Origin of the sequence: Pseudomonas sp. RA_105y_Pfl2_P56, from assembly GCF_963970845.1 — a bacterium.
Lineage (GTDB): Bacteria > Pseudomonadota > Gammaproteobacteria > Pseudomonadales > Pseudomonadaceae > Aquipseudomonas > Aquipseudomonas baetica_A.
This window is the reverse complement of sequence record NZ_CAXAPL010000021.1, coordinates 39,577-58,746: the sequence shown is the minus strand read 5'-3', so window position 1 is coordinate 58,746 and position 19,170 is coordinate 39,577. Positions and strand designations below refer to the sequence as shown.

Sequence of the window (19,170 nt, the reverse complement as noted above, 5' to 3'; positions counted from 1 at the left end):
TCCCGATGAAAAAACTGTTCACCCTGACCGCCTTCGCCCTCCTCGCTTTCAGCGCCCTGACGCAGGCCGAAGAGCTACGCGTGATGACCTCGGGCGGCTTCACCGCCGCCTACAAAATCCTCGGGCCGAAATTCGCGGCGGCCACCGGCAACACCCTCGACACCACCCTTGGCCCGTCGATGGGCAAGTCCCCGGAGGCGATCCCTAATCGTCTGGCGCGCGGCGAACAGGCCGACGTGGTGATCATGGTCGGCTACGCCCTCGACGACTTGATCAAACAGGGCAAAGTCGACCCGGCGTCACGTGTTGAGCTGGCGGATTCGCGGATCGGCCTGGCAGTGCGCCAGGGCGCGCCGAAACCGGACATCAGCAGCGTCGAAGGCCTGAAGAAAACCCTGCTCGATGCACAGTCGGTGGCCTACTCCGACAGCGCCAGCGGCGTATACATCGAGCAGCAGTTGTTCAAGAAACTGGGCATCGAAGATCAACTGAAACCAAAAGCGAAGATGATCACGAAAATCCCGGTGGGCTCGGTCGTTGCCAGGGGCGATTATCAGTTGGGCTTTCAGCAGGTCAGCGAATTGCTGCCGGTGCCGGGGGTGAGTTTTGTGGCCAGGATTCCTGAGTCGGTGCAATCGGTCACACGATTTGCCGCCGGCATTCCCGTCGGCGCACAGCATCCGCAAGAAGCCAAGGCGCTACTCGCCTACCTCGCCGCACCGGCCGCCCAGGCTGACGTGCAGGCCACCGGGATGGATTCGGTCAAGCGTTGATCGTTGGCGGCTGGACTTTCATTTCCACCACCAGCCGCTCCAGTTCCAACGCCGCCGGGGTCAATGTGCGACCCCGGCGCTTGAGGATACCGACACTGCGCATCACTTGCGGGTCGGTCAATGGCACCCGCGTCAGGATCGGATGATCCGGCCCCGGAAGCGCCATCATCGGTACCGCCGCCACTCCTAGACCGGCCTCCACCAGACCAATCATTGTCGTCACATGCCGCGTTTCGCAGATGCTTTGGCGCTGCGCCACCACACCGTTCAACGCCTGATCGAGCAGAAAGCGATTGCCGGACGTCTTGTCCAGCGAGATGTAATCCTGCCGATAGAACTCATCCCACGTCACGCTGTTGCGTCCGGCCAATGGATGATCACGCCGGCAGGCAACCACATAGCACTCCTGCACAAGCGGTTCAAAATCGACTTTGGCATCCTGCGTGCCCATAAAACTCAATCCGAAATCCGCCTCGCCGTTGACCACTGCGCTGAGGACGTCATGGGCGCTGGAATCGAGCACTTTGACTTTGATTCGCGGGAACTGCTGGTGATAACGGGCAACCACCCGCGGCATGAAGTAGTAAGCGGCGGACGGCACGCAGGCGACAGTGACATGGCCCAATCGGGTCGAGGCAACTTCGCTGATCCCCAGCAACGCCACGTCGAGATCATCCAGCAAACGCTCGACACAGGGCATGAAACCGCGCCCGGCCTGGGTCAGGCTGACTTTGCGGGTGGTGCGTTCGAACAGCTTTACGCCAAGCGCGTCTTCGAGTTTTTCGATGCGCCGGCTCAGCGCCGGTTGCGACAGACGTACGGTGTCGGCGGCCTTGCGGAAACTGCCCTGCTCGACCACGGCGCGAAAGGCTTGCAAGTCGTTGAGATCGAAGTTGATGGCCATGGCGGAACTCGGACGATTGATTCACAAAGGCTATGAATGTAACCAATTGATGCAAATTATTACAGGCTTCAAGAAGATTCCCCCGAGAGAAGGGATTGCTCGCGAAGGCAGTGTGTCAACTGACATTTCGTTCAACCGACCCGCCGCTTTCGCGAGCAAGCCCGCTCCCACAGTGGATCTTCAGTGGATTGGAGGTCTGCCTAGACCTTATCCTTGTCGCCCCCGCCGTACCGCTGTCAGGAGTCATTCAATGCCCCATGAAGGCAATCTGTTGCAAGCTGCTGTCGTGTTTCTGTTCGCCGCCGTACTTACCGTGCCACTGGCCAAGCGCCTGCAATTGGGCGCGGTGATCGGTTATCTGCTTGCCGGGGTGATCATCGGCCCGTCGGTGCTGGGCCTGATCGGCAATCCGCAAAGCGTTGCGCATATCTCGGAACTGGGCGTGGTGTTGCTGCTGTTCATCATCGGCCTTGAGTTGTCGCCGCGACGGTTGTGGGTGATGCGCAAATCGGTGTTTGGCGTTGGTCTGGCGCAGGTGCTGCTGACCGCTTCGGTGATTGGCGTGCTGGCGCTTTCGGTCTTCGGTCAGCCGCTCAACAGCGCGATTGTGCTGGGCCTTGGCCTGGCGCTGTCGTCCACCGCGTTCGGCCTGCAAAGCCTGGCTGAACGCAAGGAACTGACCAGCCCTCACGGGCGCCTGGCGTTTGCGATTTTGCTGTTTCAGGACATCGCCGCGATCCCGTTGATTGCGCTGGTGCCCATGCTCGCCGGCAGCGCCGAAAACACCAGCAGTGCCGAGAGTCTGAATCACGCGTTACAGGTGCTCGGCGGGATCGCTGTGGTGGTGGTGGGCGGGCGCTACCTGTTGCGTCCGGTGTTCCGTGTGGTGGCGAAAACCGGGTTGCCGGAGGTGTCCACCGCCACGGCGTTGCTGGTGGTGATCGGCACGGCGTGGTTGATGGATCTGGTCGGTGTGTCGATGGCGTTGGGAGCGTTTCTTGCCGGCCTGCTGCTGGCGGATTCGGAGTATCGCCATGAACTGGAAGCGCAGATCGAACCGTTCAAAGGCCTGCTGCTCGGGCTGTTTTTCATCAGTGTGGGCATGGGCGCCAACCTCAGTCTGCTGCTTAACGCGCCGTTCACGGTATTGGGCCTGACGCTGCTGCTGATCGGTTTGAAGCTGCCGTTGCTGTTTGTGGTGGGCCGTCTGGCCGGAGGCTTGAACAAGATCAGTGCCATTCGTCTCGGCATCGTCCTGGCGGCCGGTGGTGAATTTGCCTTTGTGGTGTTCAAGATCGGCCGCGATCAAGGCCTGTTCGAGCCGCGCCTGTATGACTTGCTGGTGCTGACCATCACCCTGTCGATGGCGGTGACGCCGTTGCTGCTGTTGGTCTGCGCACGACTGGTCAGCCCCAAAGTGCAACCGGTGGAGGTGCCGGAAAAATTCCGCGAAATCGAAACCGATGCACCGCGCGTGGTGATCGCGGGCATGGGCCGGATGGGCCAGATCGTGGCGCGGATTCTGCGGGCACAGAACATCAAGTTCGTGGCGCTGGACACCTCGGTGGAAACCATCGAACTGTCGCGCAGTTTCGGCGGCGTGCCGGTGTTTTATGGCGACCCGATGCGCCCGGAAATCCTCAACGCCGCCAAGGTCGGCGAGGCGGAATATTTCGTGATTGCCACGGATGATCCGGACACCAACATCAAGACCGCCGAAGTCGTGCGCAAGCTCTACCCGCACATGAAGATCATCGCCCGGGCGCGTAACCGTCAGCATGTGCACCGCTTGGTGGATATCGGCGCTGAAGCGATTCGAGAGACTTACTATTCGAGCCTGGAAATGAGCCGGCGCACGTTGGTCGGTATTGGGTTGACACACGCTCAGGCCGATGCGCGGATCAAGCGCTTCAAGCACCACGACGAACAGGTGCTGGAGGCGCAACACGCGGTCTACGACGACGCGGCCAAAGTCCTGCAAACCGCCCAGGAAGCCCGGGCAGAACTGGCACGCTTGTTTGAATCGGATCAGTTGGAAGAAGAATCGCGCCAGGCCTGAGAATCAGGCGCCGCGCGGGCCGCCATCGCGGGCAAGCCCGCTCCCACAGGGTTTCGCGTCGTGTACAGAATGCTGGTACGACTCGATCACTGTGGGAACTGGCTTGCTTAGGTCAGGCCATCTCTAATTCGAGCGCTGGCTCGACCGGTGCCACTTCAAACCGATCCGCCAGAAACGGTGTGATGTCCAGCGGCAAGGGCTCATCGTTGACCAGTTTGTCCAGCAGTACACCGGTAATCGCCGAAGTCAGAATGCCGGTGCGAAAATGTCCGCAGGCATTCAGATAGCCCTCCACCCCGCGCATCGGCCCAAGGATCGGCAACTCATCGGGCGACCCCGGACGCAACCCCGCCCAGGTGCGTTTGAGATTGACGTCCTCAAGCTCCGGCAGGCAGCGCACCGCGCCCTGCACCAGCCCGGCGATTTCCGGGTAGGTGGTGGTGACATCGAAGCCTTTGTCTTCGGTGGTGCTACCGATCAGGATCTCGCCGTTGTCCTTTTGCGCCACGTAGCAGTCGCTGGTGGTCAGGCAACCGTTGAGGATCTTCGGCATGCGCTCGGTCAGCAGAATCTGGCCTTTTACCGGTTTTACCGGGATGCGGATACCGGTCGCCCACTCACTCAAATCCGCCGCCCAGGCGCCGCCCGCGTTGATCAGCGTTTTGCAGTGGAACACACCCGCCTCAGTCGTTTGCACGCCGGTCACGCGGGTGCCGTGGTGCAACACGCCTGTGACGTTGGTGTTGACGTAGATGTCCACACCGTTCTGCCGCGCGCCTTCCATGTAGGCATCGGCGAGGCGGAACGGGCTGACCTGGTGATCGCAGAGAAACTCCAGCGCCCCTCGCGCTTCATGGCTGACGCTCGGTTCCGCTTCGCGCAGTGCGGCTTGATCAAGCCAGCGCACCTGATCGGCCAGATGCGCAATGCAGCCGACGATGTGTTCGGCGTAGAGCCGATCCTCGTCGTCATAAATCACGAATTTCAGCCCGGTCTTCTCGAACTTGAAATCCATGCCGTGGTTGTCCTTCAACTCGCGGTGCAACGCCGGGTAAAGCGCGTTGGATTGCAAGGCGAAATCGAAGAACGATTCGGGCAGGATGTGCGGCGTGCTGGCGTCCACCGCCACCGCCGCGCCCTGGGTTTCGCGCTTGCGGTTGGCCGACATCATGCGGAAGAAAATCACCCCGCACCCCAGGCCAACCGACTCGCCGATGGCCCACAAACCGCCGGCCGAAGCGCGGGTCGCGTTGCCCGGGCGCTTGGCATCGATCAGCGCGACCTTGAGGTTTTTGCGTTTGGACAATTGATAGGCGCAGGACGCCCCGATTACGCCGCCACCGGCAATGACCACGTCATAGAACTTACTCATGGGAAGCGGCCTCCGTGCCGATATTCTGAAAAGCGGAAAAAGGGATCGGGTCAATCGGGAAACGTGGGCGCAGCCAACCGACGTCCTTGCGCCCGGTGGCCTGGCGCAGTCTGTCACTGCAATAGCCGACGCACATGCGCCCCTGGCAATCGCCCATGCTTACGCGGGTACGCATTTTCAGGCTGGCGATGTCTTGAACACCCTGCTCCAGCGCACGATCGATGTCGGCACGGGTCGCGTGCTCGCAACGGCAGATTACGGTGTCTGGAGCCGGTAGCGCGGTCTGGCCGACGCCTCGTTCGGTATAACGATCCACCGCCGCACGGAAACGCACGATGGCTTTGAGTTTGCCCAGATAACGATCACGGCGCACGCGGGCCAGTTCCTCGTCGAGGACACCACGTTGCAGCAGGATCGACGTCGCGGCGATCTTGCCGGCGAGCATTGCCGCTTCACCACCGCGAATGCCGCCCATGTCGCCGGCCAGATGCACATGCGGTTCGTTGCTTTGCTGCCAGATGTTCGCGTTGGCGCGCAGGTAACCGTCGTCACTGAAGCCGTGCTCCAGGCCCATTTGCTGGCTGAGTTGGGTGCGTGGAATGAATCCGTAGCCGACCGCCAGGGTCTTGGCTTCAAAGCGCTCGACGCGGGACATGTCCGGCTCCCAAGTGGCCGAGTACGGGGCGACGCTGACGCTTTTCAGTTCGCCCTCGCCGTGGGCTTCGACCACGCCCCAACCGTAATTCATCGCGATGCCGTGTAGTTTCAGGTAAGCGAGCATGCTCAAGCCGTCGAGGAACAGTTGCGGCTTGTTCAGCAGCGCCAGGCTCTCGCGGGCGATCTTGCCGAATGCACAAGCCTCATACACCCCCGCAACCTTCACGCCAGAAGCGTGCAACTGAGTCGCCACCAGCGGCAGCAACGGCCCGGTGCCGGCGATCACCACCGGCCCCTGCGGCTTGACCACACCACTCTTGATTTGCAATTGCAGGCCGCCAAGCATGATCACTCCCGGCAGCGTCCAACCGGGAAACGGCACGCTGCGTTCATGGCAACCCGCAGCGAGCAGCAATTGCGGGTAGTGGATCTCGTGCAGTTGCTCGTCGCCATCCAGCACCACCAGTGCACGGGTGCCCTCGGCGCCGACCACTCGATGGTTTAGGCGCACGTCGATCAGGCCGGCTTGCTCCTGGAATTCGCCGTGCAGTTTGCCCAGCGCTTCGGCGTAACGCGGCCCCAGATAATCCAGTTGCACGCCATCACGCAGCGGGCCGCGATAGACCACACCGCCCATGCGCGAAGCTTCTTCGAGCAACGTGCAGCGCACCCCGTGGCGCGCCAGTTCGATGGCCGCTGCCATTCCCGCCGGCCCACCGCCGACGATGACCGGTTGCAGGCTCATACGACCTCCTGCCCGGCGATGCGGTTGACCTGGGTTTCGATCTGCATGCCGTCACGCACCACGGTCTGACAGGCACGGCGTTTGTGCCGGCCATTGATTTTCACCAGGCAGCACTGGCACACGCCCATGCCGCAGTAGGCGCCGCTGATCTGGTCATGATCGTTGCGTGCAATCTGGCGCACACCGAGGGATTGAATAACGCTGAGGACGGTTTCGCCGATGGCGGCGGTGATCGGTTGGCCGTTGATGTGGACGGTCATATCCGCTTGGGCCAAGGGCTGGATATCAAAGGTTCGTTCTAGGCAGTGCATTGCGGTGTTCATCCGTGAAGGTTCGGTTGAGGTTGTGTCAGCTCCTTGCTGCACTACACCGTGTCGACGCGTTTTTTTCTGTGAATAGGGCGTCGACGCGGATACTTCGTCAGCACAGCGAGGTGCGCGACAAGCAATGTAGTTCATTGCTCAGCAAAGGCCTGGATCATTTAAGTTAGGCGAAATCGCCAGGAAAAATATTGATCCAGGCCAGTGAAAGCAGTCGGATTGTTCAACGATCAGTTGGAGAAGACGAACTGCCCTTTGATCTTTTTCGCACCGATGAACCCCAGGTCCGGAAACAGCAGCGTTTTCAGCCAGGCCGCGTAGCCCACTATCGCCAGGGTGATGCCAACGCCGATCAGGGTAGACACCGGGTCTTCATCGAAGCCCTTGAACATGCGCGACAACTGGCTGATCGTCAGGATCACGTAGACGGTGTAAACCGCAGCAATGTTCTTGTAGAAGCCCCACGCGAACAACAAGGGAATGCCGCCCGCCAACAGCATGACTATCAGGGCCATGCCCGCACTGATTTCATACAGCAGGAAGAACCCGGCAAAGGCGCCGATCAATGCCTGAATGCAGGTCAGCACCACCAGAATCGTGACCTTGAGTGAATGACGCTCTCTGAGAGCGGGGTCAGGCCGCCCGCCAATCCATGCAGCCAACACCCGATCCTTGACCTTCCCACCCGAGAGCGCCTTGAAGGTTTCAGTTTTGGAGCGGCCAGCGTCGAGCATCTCGACCAGTTGCCGCTTGATTTCCTTCTTGTCCAACGAGCTCATCCTTAACTGACAGTGAAAGCGGCCAATCCACTTCCGCCGGCGATTCTCACCGTTGGTCACCCAGAAAGCAAAAAGCCGCTGCCACCCGAAGGTGGAAGCGGCCCAGGCATAAGCCTCAATCAAGCAATCAGTGCACGAACAGCGCGATCAGGATGATGATCGGGATCGGTACGCCGAGGAAAAACAGCAGAAGTGAGCGCATGGTGATTCTCCCTTTTTAACGGACTGGGGGCAGTGTGGTAGTGGTGGCGTACGTGTCGACTTCAACGTACTCGACCGCATCGCGGCGGCGGCCGCCGAACGTGGCTGCGAGGCTGGCGAAGAACGCACCGGCCAGCAGCGCGATGAACATCCACAGCGACGTCCAGGCAGCGACTTTGGCGGCGGTGTCGGCGGCTTGTTGAGCTTTGACTTTGGCGTCGGCAAGAGCTTTCTGGGTACGGGCGTAGACCTCATCGACACGGCGCTCGGCATCGGCCTGAGTCAGGTTGGTGCGTTGTGCGACCAGTTGCGCAAGGTAGGTACGGTCTTCGGTACTGAGCTGACCGTTGGCCAGGCTTTGCGCGAAGATCCGCGCCACGGCGCCGTGCGCCGCGTCATCGCTGACGGAGGCTGGGCGATCATCACGGAACAGGCTGTCAATGAAGTAGCCATATTGATTGCTGTTGGTGTTCGCCGCCGCAGTACCGGCCGCTTGGGTCATGGCGCTGGCGGCGCCACTGGCCACACTGGCACCGGCCTGCACGCCGCCACTGATGACGCTGCTGACCGAACCGACCACGAGGATCGCCGTCACCAGCGTTGCCACACACCAGGCGAGGAAACCATGGGCGGTGTCACGAAAGTAAACCTCGTCACCGTGCATGTTTGCCCACTTCACCCGCAGGCGACCGGCAATATAACCGCCCATGCCGGATGCGATGATTTGCGTCACCGCCAACCAGATGATGGTCGAAATGCCCAAGCCCTTGGCGCTGACGCCCTCCCCGGCCCATGGTGAAACGGCAGAGAAACCCAAACCAAAGCCCAGCAGCACCAGAATCATCGACAGGGCCGCGGCCGCCGCGGCACCTGCGAAAATCGCGCCCCAGGACACACCTGAAACGCTGCTGGACTGTTCGTAGACAGGATAAAGCCCATCAGAGGATCTATTCATTGTTGTTCTGCTCCAGGCATGAAAAATGGTGTTACAACTGGTCACAACGGGAATTGCAGTGACCGTGCCATTCACCAACAACAAATAAATTCTTTATTTTCAATTACTTATAAAAGATGAACTTCTCAGGGCATTGCAATTTGCAAAGTAAGGGATTTTTGTACGGGTTTTATGCATTGGCACTGGCCGCCACAACGCGCCGTTCTGTGCGTTTGTGACAGCCCCTACATGAAAGTTAATTTAAAGCGTGACGGAAATTTCTTGGCAAAATGCTGCCATTCCGTTTGAACCGATCAAGGCCTGCCCTATGACGCGAATTTTGACCATCGAAGACGACGCCGTGACCGCCCGGGAAATCGTCGCCGAACTCAGCAGCCACGGCCTGGACGTGGATTGGGTCGACAATGGCCGCGAAGGCCTCGCGCGCGCCGCCAGTGGTCACTATGACCTTATCACCCTCGACCGCATGCTGCCCGAGCTTGATGGCCTGGCCATCGTCACCACCCTGCGCACCATGGGCGTGGCCACGCCCATTCTGATGATCAGCGCCCTGTCCGATGTCGATGAGCGCGTGCGCGGCTTGCGCGCCGGTGGCGATGACTACCTGACCAAACCGTTCGCCACCGACGAGATGGCGGCACGGGTTGAAGTGTTGCTGCGTCGCCAGCACAGCGGCGCCACCCAGGCAACGACGTTGCAGGTCGCGGACCTTGAGCTGGACCTGATCAGCCACGAAGCACGGCGCGCCGAGCAAGTGCTGACGCTACTGCCGACCGAATACAAGCTGCTGGAATTTCTGATGCGCAACAGCGGGCAGATCCTCTCGCGAATGATGATTTTCGAAGAGGTCTGGGGTTATCACTTCGACCCCGGCACCAACCTGATCGACGTCCACATCGGCCGGTTGCGCAAGAAGATCGACGCTGCGGGCAACGTTCCGCTGATCCGCACGGTACGGGGCTCCGGTTATGTCATTGCCGAACCCGTCTGACGGCTGGCGTTCCTCCAGCAGCCGCTTGCTGGCGCTGTACAGTTCGCTGTTCGTGGCCTGGAGCGCGATCCTCATGGGGGTCATGTATTACGAGGTTTCCGGCTACCTCGACAACCTTGCCAAGCATTCGCTGATGCAACGTCAGCATCTGTTTTCGCACTTTCTCGGCGAACAACTCGAAGAAGCGCTCGCTGCGAGCATGACCTTCGATATTCGCGGTATCGACGCCTACGGGCTGTTCGACACGCACGGCAGGTACCTCGGCGGTGCCTTGCAGCAAATTCCTGAAGGCCTGCCACTGGACGGCAAGATCCACATGCTGGCCAACTGCGCCGATTCCGATGATCCGACCCTGCCGGCCGACAGCTGCGACGCCGTCGCGACGCAAACCCGCGACGGACGCTGGCTGGTCCTGCTGCGTGACAACGGCTCGCTGTTCGCGGTAACGCGGATCATCCTGCACGCGCTGTTCTGGGGCGTGTCACTGACGATTTTGCCGGGGATTGCCGGTTGGCACTTGCTGCGGCGCCGGCCATTGCGGCGCATTCGTGCGATTCAGGACAGCGCGCAAGCCATTGTCGCCGGTGACCTGACCCACCGCTTGCCGCTGTCCAATCGCCGTGATGAGCTGGACATGCTCGCCGCCATCGTCAACGCCATGCTTGAGCGCATCGAACGGCTGATGAATGAAGTCAAAGGCGTGTGCGACAACATTGCCCATGATCTGCGCACGCCATTGACCCGACTGCGGGCGCAGTTGTATCGCATCCAGCAGCAGGCCGGTGAAGGCTCGCCAGAAGCGGCGCAACTGGACCTGGTATTGGCCGAGGCCGATACGCTGATGGCGCGGTTTCGCGGGTTGTTGCGGATTTCCGAACTGGAGGATCGCCAGCGACGCTCAGGGTTTGTCGAGCTTGACCCGGTCTTGCTGCTGGAAGAACTGCACGCGTTTTACCTGCCGCTGGCAGAAGAAGGCGAGCTGCGTTTCGTGCTGAACATGCCGCAGACCCTGCCCCCGCTCAATGGCGACCGAGCGTTGTTGTTCGAAGCTTTGGCGAATCTGCTGAGCAACTCGATCAAGTTCACGCCGGCCGGCGGCACGGTGATGTTGCGTGGCGTGAATGATGCCGGGCACACGCGCATCGAAGTACACGACTCAGGACCGGGAATCCCAGAGGCCGAGCGTGAGGCGGTGTTCCAGCGTTTCTACCGCGCCGAGGGTGGGCAACCGCAGAGTGGCTTTGGCCTTGGGCTGTCGATCGTCGCGGCGATTGTCAGCTTGCATGGCTTCCATCTCGAGGTGGACAGCAGTGATTTGGGTGGGGCAAAACTGGTGCTCGATTGCCGGCAGCGTTTGATCACTAATGCCTGACATTCACCCTCTGTATGCAGGCTTGCTCGCGAAGGGGCCGTATCAGTCAATCCCTCCGGCGACTGACACTCTGCTTTCGCGAGCAAGCCCGCTCCCACGGTTCTTTGTCCATGATCATTAAACCGGGTAATTGGCCCGCAGGGCCTCAAGGCCGCCCTGATAGATACCGTTGAACAGTGCCACCACTTCCTCATCGCTCACGCCTTTGCCGGTCAAGCGCCCCAACCACGTCACTCGTGCGCCCTGCCCTTGGGCCTGGACCTTGAGGGTCGCCAGGTAATCGGAGGCTGGAAACGGTGCCGTCAGCTTCGCGGGCAAGCTCAAAGGGCTTGCGTCGACCACAATCGCCTGAAAGCGTAAATCAGTTGGATCGCAGGTGCAGATGACCGTCGTCATCGACCGTGAGCTGAAGCTTGTCGTAACTGGCCAAAGTCGCGTGCGACGTTTCAAGCGGATGTTGATGCGTTGTGGTGATGATCATCAACGGTGCACCCGCTGCCTCGCCAGCCTGGATGCCGACGGTGGCATCTTCGAAAATCAGGCAGTCGCGGGGTTCAACGCCCAGTCGCTTGGCGGCCAGAAGATAGCCCGCCGGATCCGGTTTACCGGCCTTCACATTCTCGGCAGTAATCATCACCGCAGGCTCGGGAATGCCCGCCGCCGCCATCCGCCGCAAGGCCAGATCCCGCGGCGCCGAGGTGACGATGGCCCAGCGCTCGGCAGGCAGGCTGTTGAGGAACGCCGCTGCGCCGGGAATCTCGACAATACCTTCAACGTCGCCGATTTCCGCCTCGGTGATGAATGCCGCTTGTTCTTCGGCATTCACCCCCGGCAGGTTCAAACGATGGAGGGTGTCGATGGCTCGCGCGCCATGAAGGGTCGGCAAGAACGTTTCAACGTCCACACCATGGCGCACAGCCCAGGCTGACCAGATCCGCTCGGCGGCGGCGATGGAATTGAGGACGGTACCGTCCATGTCGAACAGGAAGGCGCCGAACGCGCGGTCAAAAACAGATTTGTGAGCAGACAAAAGTTCGCATCCTCTGGCAAGGGGCCGGGCAAATGTGCCCGGCAATGTAGCACTTGTCAGTGCAGGCGCGGTGCCTTGGACTTGATTGCCGTGTCGACACAGTCGAGCAATTGACCGATGGCCCAGGGCTTTTTGATAAACGCCACCGAATGCTTGACCCCGGAAGTCTCGGGCGTTTCATAACCGGACATGACCATCACCGGTTTTTCCGGCCAACGATCGCCGACAAGGTTAGCCAGGTCGGCGCCATTGAGGGTGCCGGGCATGGTGATGTCGGTGAGCAACAGCGCCACGTCTGGCGCGTGCTCCTCCAGATATTGCGAGGCGGCATCAGCGCTCGTCTGTGGCTCGACCTTGAAACCTTCCTCCTGAAGAATTTCGCAAAGAAACTCCAGAATCAACGGATCATCCTCAACGACCAGAATCAACCCGCCAGGAAGGTGCGCGTCCGCCGTGGGTGTTGGGCACATGAAACTGCACTCCCTGAATTGCATTAACGATTTAGCGGCTTTAATCCGCTGCTTATCTGGTATGAGCGGCGGGTTCTGTAGAAATTCATTTTTGATACAGGCCTTTTCAAGAACGTCGTATTTACCTACTCGCGACAAGCGTTCGCAACGGCGCAATTGTGGTTAAAATGCCGGCCCTTTTGCTGGCCGACCGTGACTGATGAACCCTCAAGCCCTCGCCACCCTCCACGCCCATTTGCTGCCTGCACTGGCGGCGGCACCCAGTGAGACCCGTCGCCTTTTTCATGGGCGCGGGCGTTGCTGGCCGGGGCTGGAACAGCTCACCGTGGACTGGCTGCAAGGCGTGGTGCTGGTGTCGCTGTTCAAGGAGCCGGAGCCTGAACAACTGGAAAACCTCAAGGGGTTGCTGCTGGACATCAGCGGTTCGAGCGAGTGGCAGCAATGCGGCGCGCACACGTTGCTGATCCAGCATCGCTACTTGCCACAAAGCACCGCCGAATGGCTGCTGGGCGATGAGCTCGACGAAATGACCATCGTCGAGGGCGGTTTACAGTACCGCGTCGATCTGGGGCGCAAGCAAAACGCCGGGCTGTTTCTCGACATGCGTTACGGGCGTGACTGGGTACGCGACCAGGCGGCGGGCAAGCGGGTGCTGAATCTGTTCGCCTACACCTGCGGTTTCTCCGTGGCGGCCATCGAGGGTGGCGCCAGCCATGTGGTCAACCTCGACATGTCCCGCGCCGCGCTGAGCCGCGGCCGCGACAATCATCGGCTCAACGGCCATGATGTGAGCAACGTCACTTTTCTCGGCCACGACCTGTTCAAGTCCTGGGGCAAAGTGATCAACAGCGGCCCTTACGATCTGGTGATCATCGATCCGCCGTCATTCCAGAAAGGCAGTTTCTTGCTGACCAAGGATTACCAACGCGTGCTGCGACGCTTGCCGGAACTGCTGAGCGCGCAAGGCACGGTGCTGGCGTGCATGAACGATCCGTCGTTGGGTTCGGACTTTCTGATTGACGGGGTTACGCAGCAAGCGCCGAGTCTGCGCTTTGAAAAACGCCTGGAGAATCCGCCGGAATTCCCGGATATCGACCCTGAAAGCGGCCTGAAGGCCCTGGTCTTCCGGCGCATCGACTGACACTTCCCAAATCCGAGGGAGCAAAGACTTCGAGTCGCCGCGATCAGTGCACGGTCAACCGCTGACGAACAAATTCCTCGGTATGACGGATGGTTTGATCCAGATGCCGATCGCGCTGTTTCTCGGCGTCGAGCATGGCGCGCTTGCCGTTTTTCTGTAGCAGGTAGGTGTGGATCTGCTGCACCTCCAGCGAACGGTAGATCGGCATGGTGTCGATGAACCCATGCAAGCCGTTGCTGCGGTAATGCCGCGTACTCATCAGCACTTGCGTCTCGCGCTGACCGATCACCTCAAAGCCCAGCGCTTCGAAATACGGGACCTTGCCGATGCTGCAAGCCAGTTCGGCGTGGGGATAACGCCCGACCATTTCACCGATCATGGCCCGCGCCACGCCCTGACGCCGATGACCTTCGCGCACGGCCATGTAGGCGACGCTGCACGCTTGCCAGTCGCCCTGCACCGGCAGGTACAAGAGGAAACCGATCACCTGCTCCGGGTCGTGCTCATCGGTGGCAACCAGCAGTTCCACCTCGGTGCCCTTCTCGCCATTCAACGCTTCCAGATACAGATGCACCTCATAGCCGACCGCATACTGATAGACGTTGTACAGCAGGTTGCTCGGGCCCAGGCCCACGGCGCTGATGTCGGTCAGATAGTCGACAACCATTTGCAGAATCTGGCTGTTGATGCCCTCAGGGCATGGGGTTTTGTAGTGGGTGATGCGTGGCATGGCGGGTGAACTCCGGCGGGAAACCGCGACATCATACCTTGAGCGTCCGCTCAGCCTGTATCTGTGCTGACTGAACCGGCGCTTTCGCGAGCAAGCCCGCACACACTCGAGCGCATCTCTCCTGTGTGCGGGCTTGCTCGCGTAGAGGCCAACGTGTTCAGCACCCATCCAACAGGCCCCCCAGCAAAGCCTTCCTGACAAAAATTTCATCTAGCCCAAACGGGATTTTTTGCCGTTACAGCGTCCAATTCTTCAACTGCGCTCACTCCCTGCGCAGGCCTTGAGGCGTTGTCCTGAGAGTTTTGCGTTCCCTGTCCAAATGGCAATAAACCTGGCGGCTGTGGCCATTGGCTCTGGCAGGCACGAGGGTCGAACGGGTTGTGGGTTGAAGGGCACTGGGTGCGTTGATTGCCACGCGCCTGAACCGATCACTTTGCGGGAACACCATCATGTCGAAAACCGTTAAATCCCTGCTTGCCTTCACACTGGTGGCCATTACCCTCTCGGGCTGTGTCGTCGCGCCCCCCCGACCGCATCGGCCACCGCCGCTGGTAGAAGTGGTGCCGGTCATGCCGGCGCCGGGTTATCACTGGGTCGCCGGTCACTACCGTTGGGGCGGTCATCAATGGCGCTGGATACCGGGTCACTGGCGGGCGTATTGACTGTTGAGGGGCGGCGTCAGTCACCGGGATGACGCCGCCCCACTCACTTGATCCGGTAATGAAAGGTATTGCGTACCGCCGGCACCGACACAGCGACGCCGTCAATGATCCGCGGCTGATAGCGGAAGGTTTGCACCGCCGCCAGTGACGGGCGAATGAACAACGGATGGCAGCCGTCGAGCACCTTGGCGTTTTCCACCCGACCTTGCGGGTTGACGGTGTATTGCACCGAACAATCACCCTGGATGTTTTTGTCCAGGGCGCGCTCTGGATACTCTGGCGCCTCTTTGCTCAGCGGCAAGTATTGGCGGCTGTCGGCGAGGGCCTGCTGGCGAGCGTGTTCGGCCTGTTGCGCCTGACGCGCTTGTTGTTGCGCGGCCTGTTGTTGTGCCAGACGTTGTTGCGCGGCGTCATCTGCACGCTTGCGCGCCTGCAGTTGCTCGCGCTGTTGCTCGGCCAGTTGTTCGCGCTTGCGCTCTTCTACCCGCTTGCGCGACAAGGCGGCCTGCTCGATTTTTTGCGTTTGAGGTGCCGGCTCGGCCTTAGGCTTGACGGGTTCGACCGGCGCAGTCGCCTGCGGCTCAATGACGGGCGCCGGCGTCGGTTCAGGCTCAAGAGGTTGTGCGACTGACGGCGCAACCATCACCAGTTGCGTGGTCAACACCCGTGGCGGTTTGACCGCCGGGGCGGACGGCGACCAGGCGCTGATCAACAACACCAGTACCATTGCGTGCAAGGCAACCGCCAGCGTCGCTGCGAGGCTGTGTTGCCAGAAGTCGTTGCGCGGCATCGGCGCGGCAATCGTTGCCGGACTGTGCGGGGTCGTCACCGTCATTGCGGCGCCTCGGTCACCAGCCCGAGATTGCTCACGCCGCCCTGCTGCAACGCGGCCATGGCGGCCACGACGCTGCCGTAACCGGCGTCCTTGTCAGCGCGGATATAGACCTGCGTATCCGGGCGTTGCGCGACAATCTGTTCGACCTTGGCGCGCATCTCGTCGAGTGCCACGGCGCTGTCGGTCTGGTGCTGCGTATCGAGTTCGCCACCCAGGTTCCAGAAGTAGCCGCCCTCAGCTTTCACCGACAGCGTCAGAATCGGCTGGCGCGTGTCGTTGGCCAAGGCTTCACTGGCGATCTTCGGCAACTCGACTTTCACACCTTGAGTCAGCATCGGCGCGGTCACCATGAAAATCACCAACAGCACTAACATCACGTCGATGTATGGCACCACGTTCATTTCAGCTTTGGGTCCGTGCTTGCGTTGCGGCCTGACTAACATCGTGTTTCTCCTGTTCAGGCCGCAGCGGCGAGATTCATTGGCGCACCGTGCAACTGGCGATGCAGACGCACTTGCAATTCGTTGCCAAAGGCGTAGTAACGCGTCAGCAGCGTTTGGCTACGTGCGGCAAAACGGTTGTAAGCGATGACCGCCGGGATCGCCGCAAACAGGCCGATGGCCGTCGCGATCAACGCTTCGGCGATACCCGGCGCGACCGTCGACAACGTGGCCTGCTGCACCTGAGACAAACCGAGAAACGAATTCATGATCCCCCACACGGTGCCGAACAAACCGATGTAAGGGCTGACCGAACCGACCGTGGCGAGAAACTGCAAACCCTTTTCCAGTTGCAATTCCTGCTCACTGATCGCGACATGCAGCGCGCGCTCGACCCCTTCCTGCACCGCATCGGCATGGCTGTCCGCGTGCTGATTGAGGTGACGAAACTCGGCGAACCCGGCATTGAAGATGGGCTCGATGCCGGCCTCGGCCTCCTGAACCTGCGCCGTTTCGCGGTACAGCGGCAACAGTTCGGGGGCCTGGCGAAAGCGCTGGATGAAACCGTTCAACTGGCGGTCGCGCCGCTGCAGCACGCGGCTGCGCTGAATGATCAGGTACCAACTGAGTACCGATGCCAGCAACAGCGTCAGCATCACGGCTTTAACCAGAAGGCTGGCGTCGCTGATCAGTCCCCAGATAGTCATGTGTTCGAGCGTGGCCTGCATGGTGAAACTCCTTGTGAGCGATGGCCGGTGTTGCCGGAGCAACGACCGCGCCGTTATTCGATGAAAAAGTGATGACCGGTTGATGACGGATCAGGGTAATTTCAGCGCTTTGCTGACCTCGGCCCACGGCACGAACTTGAAGTTCTGGCTTTGCTCGGGCATCCGTTTGCGACCGTCCTGCACCACCAACATGCCTTGGCTCCATGGCCCACCGAGGTTGACCGACGTCACTTCCAGGCCATCGGTTTCCGACGCCCCGTCAATGCCCGCCGCCGCGTTGAGACCGACGCGCAATGCACCCTGCACAGCAAACGGAGGCTCGGCATCCAGCACCAGATAGCTGTCGTTGCCCTGGCTGGACACCACCAGATAGTCCCGCGCCAGACTCTGATAGAGCGCCAGACCTTCGACATCCGCGTGCAGCAGCCCACCGACCTTGATCACACTGGTGAGGGTCGCCGGCTGATCAGCGCGGGCGTCTACCGCCCAGACACCGACATCCTCTTCGCCGATAAACAGGCGCTGGCGCTGATCGTCGGCGACGCAACCCTCGGGCTGGCTGTCGACCTTGAAGCGGCGCACCAACTCGCCCTGAACCTGGCCGTTCGCAGCGTCGAGGCGGTATTGCAGGAAGGTGCCGTCCTTGTCGTTGGCGATGGCGTAGATCTCACCGCTGGCCGGTTGAAACAGGCAGAGGCCGTAAATGTCGTTCAACGGTGTGGGCACTTCGCCGATATCGCGCAACTCGCCGCTTTGGCGGTCGATGGCGAACAGGCTGAGGCTGTTGTGATCGCGATGGCTGGCCACGGCCAGATCGACCGTTAGCGCGCCGAGTTTGAAGTGGGGGCGCACATCGACGTTGTTCAGGCGTCCGACCGGCAACTCCTGCACCTGCTTGCCTTGCAGGTCATACACCAGCAGACCCTGTTTTTTATTGGTGCCCAATACGCGACTCAGCGATGGCTGCTGCGGATGCACCCAAATGGCCGGGTCATCTGCCGCATCGCCCTGACGTGCGACCGGATCGCTCTGCACCTGCGCCGCGACATCGGGCAGCTTCGGTGGCAACGCAACCGGTGTGGCTTGCCAGTCGAGATGGCCTTGATAGGCGCGTCCATCGTCATCGTCGCGGATCAGCACTTGCAGACCTTTGGCGGTTTGGCGCACGGCCAGATTTTCCGGCTCCTTCAAGCCCGACAACGGCAACGTCGCTTGTGCCGACCAGCCCTGCGCCTGTTGCTGGTAGAGGTGCAACTGCGCGGCTTTCGGGTCGAGGCCGATAATGCCACCCGCTACCAACGCCATGGCACCCGCCTCGCCTTTGATCTGGCCGAACGGTTCTCGCAGGGCGACCGGTGAGCGCTGCACGTCGGCTTCGGCATGGGCCGGATACGCCCACCAACCGACGTTCTCTTCGTTGACCACCAATTGCTCGGCAGCATCATCGACCTGGCAAAACTGCGCCGACGGCGGCAGGGGCAGCCCCCGCACCCGTTGCGCCCGGGTGTTGAGCGTGACGCCGTTACCCACCAGCCATTGCTCGCCCTTGCCCTCCTCGCCAACCAGAAACACAAACAGGTTGTCGGCGCTGTCGCGGTACAGGCACAAACCGTTGACCGCGAAGTCTCGGGTCGGCAGGTACAGCGGCGTGCCCCATTGCCGTTGGGCCGGATCAAGGCTGACTACCAGCGCTCGCTGACTGGCGTTGTCGACGCTGGCGACCCAGACGTGATGTTCGTCTGCGCGGCTGTCCAACCCGCTGAAAGAACCGGGCAAACGCGCCAGTTCAGCGCCTTGGCCATCAAGCACCAACAAGCCTTCAGTGAAACTGACGCCAAGCCGTGCGTCGCCCGGCAAAAAACCCAAGGCTTGGAGTTTGAGTGTCGGCGCCCACGGAGTGAGTGTCAGGCTCGGCGTGGCGGCCAGCGCTTGGCTCGCGGTCAGGGCGATCAGTGCGCCCAGTCGCCAGCGTTTATGTCGCAAAGAAATACTCATGAACCGCAGAA

At 60.8% G+C, this 19,170-nt stretch carries 20 protein-coding genes; 6 read left to right on the top strand and 14 right to left on the bottom strand.

From position 1 onward, the window contains the following. The first annotated feature begins 5 nt into the window (after window positions 1-5). Entirely contained in the window at window positions 6-773 is a 768-nt protein-coding gene (locus tag AACY11_RS15995; RefSeq protein WP_339433827.1) for a substrate-binding domain-containing protein, read from the top strand. Here the strand turns inward: AACY11_RS15995 and AACY11_RS15990 are convergent. Beyond that, window positions 763-1,677 carry a LysR family transcriptional regulator gene (locus tag AACY11_RS15990; RefSeq protein ID WP_339495247.1) on the bottom strand — a complete coding sequence of 305 codons (915 nt, stop codon included), beginning with the start codon at window positions 1,675-1,677 and terminating at the stop codon, window positions 763-765. The two genes, AACY11_RS15995 and AACY11_RS15990, sit on opposite strands and share 11 nt — an antisense overlap. 250 nt (window positions 1,678-1,927) lie before the next feature. Here AACY11_RS15990 and AACY11_RS15985 point away from each other — a divergent pair, with 250 nt between their 5' ends. After that, window positions 1,928-3,736, top strand: a complete 1,809-nt coding sequence (locus AACY11_RS15985) for a monovalent cation:proton antiporter-2 (CPA2) family protein (protein WP_339495245.1) — start codon at window positions 1,928-1,930, stop codon at window positions 3,734-3,736. Window positions 3,737-3,848: 112 nt separating this feature from the next. Here AACY11_RS15985 and hcnC read toward each other — a convergent pair whose 3' ends face one another. From hcnC to AACY11_RS15960, 5 genes are all read right to left on the bottom strand, one after another. Continuing rightward, entirely contained in the window at window positions 3,849-5,108 is a 1,260-nt protein-coding gene (gene hcnC, locus AACY11_RS15980; RefSeq protein WP_339433830.1) for a cyanide-forming glycine dehydrogenase subunit HcnC, read from the bottom strand. Further along, a complete protein-coding gene (hcnB, locus tag AACY11_RS15975) occupies window positions 5,101-6,510 on the bottom strand; it encodes a cyanide-forming glycine dehydrogenase subunit HcnB (protein ID WP_339495243.1) in 1,410 nt (469 codons plus the stop codon). Before hcnB ends, hcnC begins: the two co-directional genes overlap by 8 nt. Beyond that, window positions 6,507-6,821: a (2Fe-2S)-binding protein gene (locus tag AACY11_RS15970; protein WP_339433832.1), complete on the bottom strand. Its 315-nt coding sequence runs from the start codon at window positions 6,819-6,821 to the stop codon at window positions 6,507-6,509. The genes hcnB and AACY11_RS15970 overlap by 4 nt, the downstream gene beginning before the upstream one ends. Window positions 6,822-7,060: 239 nt before the next feature. Further along, on the bottom strand, window positions 7,061-7,609 hold the full coding sequence (locus tag AACY11_RS15965) for a hypothetical protein (RefSeq protein ID WP_445261979.1): 549 nt from the start codon (window positions 7,607-7,609) through the stop codon (window positions 7,061-7,063). Between the two features lie 217 nt (window positions 7,610-7,826). Then, a complete protein-coding gene (locus AACY11_RS15960; RefSeq protein WP_339495239.1) occupies window positions 7,827-8,765 on the bottom strand; it encodes a hypothetical protein in 939 nt (312 codons plus the stop codon). A gap of 307 nt (window positions 8,766-9,072) precedes the next feature. Here AACY11_RS15960 and AACY11_RS15955 point away from each other — a divergent pair, with 307 nt between their 5' ends. Beyond that, window positions 9,073-9,756: a response regulator transcription factor gene (locus AACY11_RS15955; protein WP_221734329.1), complete on the top strand. Its 684-nt coding sequence runs from the start codon at window positions 9,073-9,075 to the stop codon at window positions 9,754-9,756. Next, on the top strand, window positions 9,734-11,128 hold the full coding sequence (locus AACY11_RS15950; RefSeq protein ID WP_339495238.1) for a sensor histidine kinase: 1,395 nt from the start codon (window positions 9,734-9,736) through the stop codon (window positions 11,126-11,128). The genes AACY11_RS15955 and AACY11_RS15950 overlap by 23 nt, the downstream gene beginning before the upstream one ends. Window positions 11,129-11,245: 117 nt before the next feature. Here AACY11_RS15950 and AACY11_RS15945 read toward each other — a convergent pair whose 3' ends face one another. The 3 genes from AACY11_RS15945 to AACY11_RS15935 are packed head-to-tail and all read right to left on the bottom strand — an operon-like array spanning window position 11,246 to window position 12,628. Next, entirely contained in the window at window positions 11,246-11,524 is a 279-nt protein-coding gene (locus AACY11_RS15945) for an SRPBCC family protein (RefSeq protein WP_339433836.1), read from the bottom strand. Continuing rightward, window positions 11,490-12,158, bottom strand: coding sequence for an HAD family hydrolase (locus tag AACY11_RS15940; RefSeq protein ID WP_339495237.1), 669 nt, complete (start codon window positions 12,156-12,158; stop codon window positions 11,490-11,492). Before AACY11_RS15940 ends, AACY11_RS15945 begins: the two co-directional genes overlap by 35 nt. 56 nt (window positions 12,159-12,214) lie before the next feature. Beyond that, window positions 12,215-12,628 (bottom strand): response regulator, encoded by a 414-nt coding sequence (locus AACY11_RS15935; protein WP_339433838.1) that lies wholly within the window; start codon window positions 12,626-12,628, stop codon window positions 12,215-12,217. A gap of 199 nt (window positions 12,629-12,827) precedes the next feature. Between AACY11_RS15935 and AACY11_RS15930 the strand changes: the two genes are divergently transcribed. Next, the gene (locus AACY11_RS15930; RefSeq protein WP_339433839.1) at window positions 12,828-13,769 is read left to right on the top strand and encodes a class I SAM-dependent methyltransferase; all 942 of its coding nucleotides are present in this window, start codon (window positions 12,828-12,830) and stop codon (window positions 13,767-13,769) included. 43 nt (window positions 13,770-13,812) lie between these two features. Here the strand turns inward: AACY11_RS15930 and AACY11_RS15925 are convergent, their stop codons facing one another. Then, a complete protein-coding gene (locus AACY11_RS15925) occupies window positions 13,813-14,499 on the bottom strand; it encodes a GNAT family N-acetyltransferase (RefSeq protein WP_339433840.1) in 687 nt (228 codons plus the stop codon). 449 nt (window positions 14,500-14,948) lie between these two features. Between AACY11_RS15925 and AACY11_RS15920 the strand changes: the two genes are divergently transcribed. Next, on the top strand, window positions 14,949-15,161 hold the full coding sequence (locus tag AACY11_RS15920) for a YXWGXW repeat-containing protein (protein WP_339433841.1): 213 nt from the start codon (window positions 14,949-14,951) through the stop codon (window positions 15,159-15,161). A 43-nt stretch (window positions 15,162-15,204) separates the two neighbouring features. On the opposite strand, the gene AACY11_RS15915 is transcribed toward AACY11_RS15920, so the two are convergent. From AACY11_RS15915 to AACY11_RS15900, 4 genes are all read right to left on the bottom strand, one after another. Beyond that, on the bottom strand, window positions 15,205-15,996 hold the full coding sequence (locus tag AACY11_RS15915) for an energy transducer TonB (protein ID WP_339495236.1): 792 nt from the start codon (window positions 15,994-15,996) through the stop codon (window positions 15,205-15,207). Further along, the gene (gene tolR / locus AACY11_RS15910; protein ID WP_339433843.1) at window positions 15,993-16,439 is read right to left on the bottom strand and encodes a protein TolR; all 447 of its coding nucleotides are present in this window, start codon (window positions 16,437-16,439) and stop codon (window positions 15,993-15,995) included. The genes AACY11_RS15915 and tolR overlap by 4 nt, the downstream gene beginning before the upstream one ends. A 14-nt stretch (window positions 16,440-16,453) precedes the next feature. Next, window positions 16,454-17,164, bottom strand: a complete 711-nt coding sequence (gene tolQ, locus AACY11_RS15905) for a protein TolQ (RefSeq protein WP_339495235.1) — start codon at window positions 17,162-17,164, stop codon at window positions 16,454-16,456. A gap of 90 nt (window positions 17,165-17,254) precedes the next feature. Then, window positions 17,255-19,159 carry a phytase gene (locus AACY11_RS15900; protein WP_339433845.1) on the bottom strand — a complete coding sequence of 635 codons (1,905 nt, stop codon included), beginning with the start codon at window positions 19,157-19,159 and terminating at the stop codon, window positions 17,255-17,257. Window positions 19,160-19,170 lie beyond the last annotated feature (11 nt).

Bases quoted from the DNA above. Each gene is read 5' to 3' on its own strand.
- AACY11_RS15995 (WP_339433827.1), top strand. From the start codon at position 6: ATGAAAAAACTGTTCACCCTGACCGCCTTCGCCCTCCTCGCTTTCAGC.
- AACY11_RS15990 (WP_339495247.1), bottom strand. From the start codon at position 1,677: ATGGCCATCAACTTCGATCTCAACGACTTGCAAGCCTTTCGCGCCGTG.
- AACY11_RS15985 (WP_339495245.1), top strand. From the start codon at position 1,928: ATGCCCCATGAAGGCAATCTGTTGCAAGCTGCTGTCGTGTTTCTGTTC.
- hcnC (WP_339433830.1), bottom strand. From the start codon at position 5,108: ATGAGTAAGTTCTATGACGTGGTCATTGCCGGTGGCGGCGTAATCGGG.
- hcnB (WP_339495243.1), bottom strand. From the start codon at position 6,510: ATGAGCCTGCAACCGGTCATCGTCGGCGGTGGGCCGGCGGGAATGGCA.
- AACY11_RS15970 (WP_339433832.1), bottom strand. From the start codon at position 6,821: ATGCACTGCCTAGAACGAACCTTTGATATCCAGCCCTTGGCCCAAGCG.
- AACY11_RS15965 (WP_445261979.1), bottom strand. From the start codon at position 7,609: ATGAGCTCGTTGGACAAGAAGGAAATCAAGCGGCAACTGGTCGAGATG.
- AACY11_RS15960 (WP_339495239.1), bottom strand. From the start codon at position 8,765: ATGAATAGATCCTCTGATGGGCTTTATCCTGTCTACGAACAGTCCAGC.
- AACY11_RS15955 (WP_221734329.1), top strand. From the start codon at position 9,073: ATGACGCGAATTTTGACCATCGAAGACGACGCCGTGACCGCCCGGGAA.
- AACY11_RS15950 (WP_339495238.1), top strand. From the start codon at position 9,734: ATGTCATTGCCGAACCCGTCTGACGGCTGGCGTTCCTCCAGCAGCCGC.
- AACY11_RS15945 (WP_339433836.1), bottom strand. From the start codon at position 11,524: ATGACGACGGTCATCTGCACCTGCGATCCAACTGATTTACGCTTTCAG.
- AACY11_RS15935 (WP_339433838.1), bottom strand. From the start codon at position 12,628: ATGTGCCCAACACCCACGGCGGACGCGCACCTTCCTGGCGGGTTGATT.
- AACY11_RS15930 (WP_339433839.1), top strand. From the start codon at position 12,828: ATGAACCCTCAAGCCCTCGCCACCCTCCACGCCCATTTGCTGCCTGCA.
- AACY11_RS15925 (WP_339433840.1), bottom strand. From the start codon at position 14,499: ATGCCACGCATCACCCACTACAAAACCCCATGCCCTGAGGGCATCAAC.
- AACY11_RS15920 (WP_339433841.1), top strand. From the start codon at position 14,949: ATGTCGAAAACCGTTAAATCCCTGCTTGCCTTCACACTGGTGGCCATT.
- AACY11_RS15915 (WP_339495236.1), bottom strand. From the start codon at position 15,996: ATGACGGTGACGACCCCGCACAGTCCGGCAACGATTGCCGCGCCGATG.
- tolR (WP_339433843.1), bottom strand. From the start codon at position 16,439: ATGTTAGTCAGGCCGCAACGCAAGCACGGACCCAAAGCTGAAATGAAC.
- tolQ (WP_339495235.1), bottom strand. From the start codon at position 17,164: ATGCAGGCCACGCTCGAACACATGACTATCTGGGGACTGATCAGCGAC.
- AACY11_RS15900 (WP_339433845.1), bottom strand. From the start codon at position 19,159: ATGAGTATTTCTTTGCGACATAAACGCTGGCGACTGGGCGCACTGATC.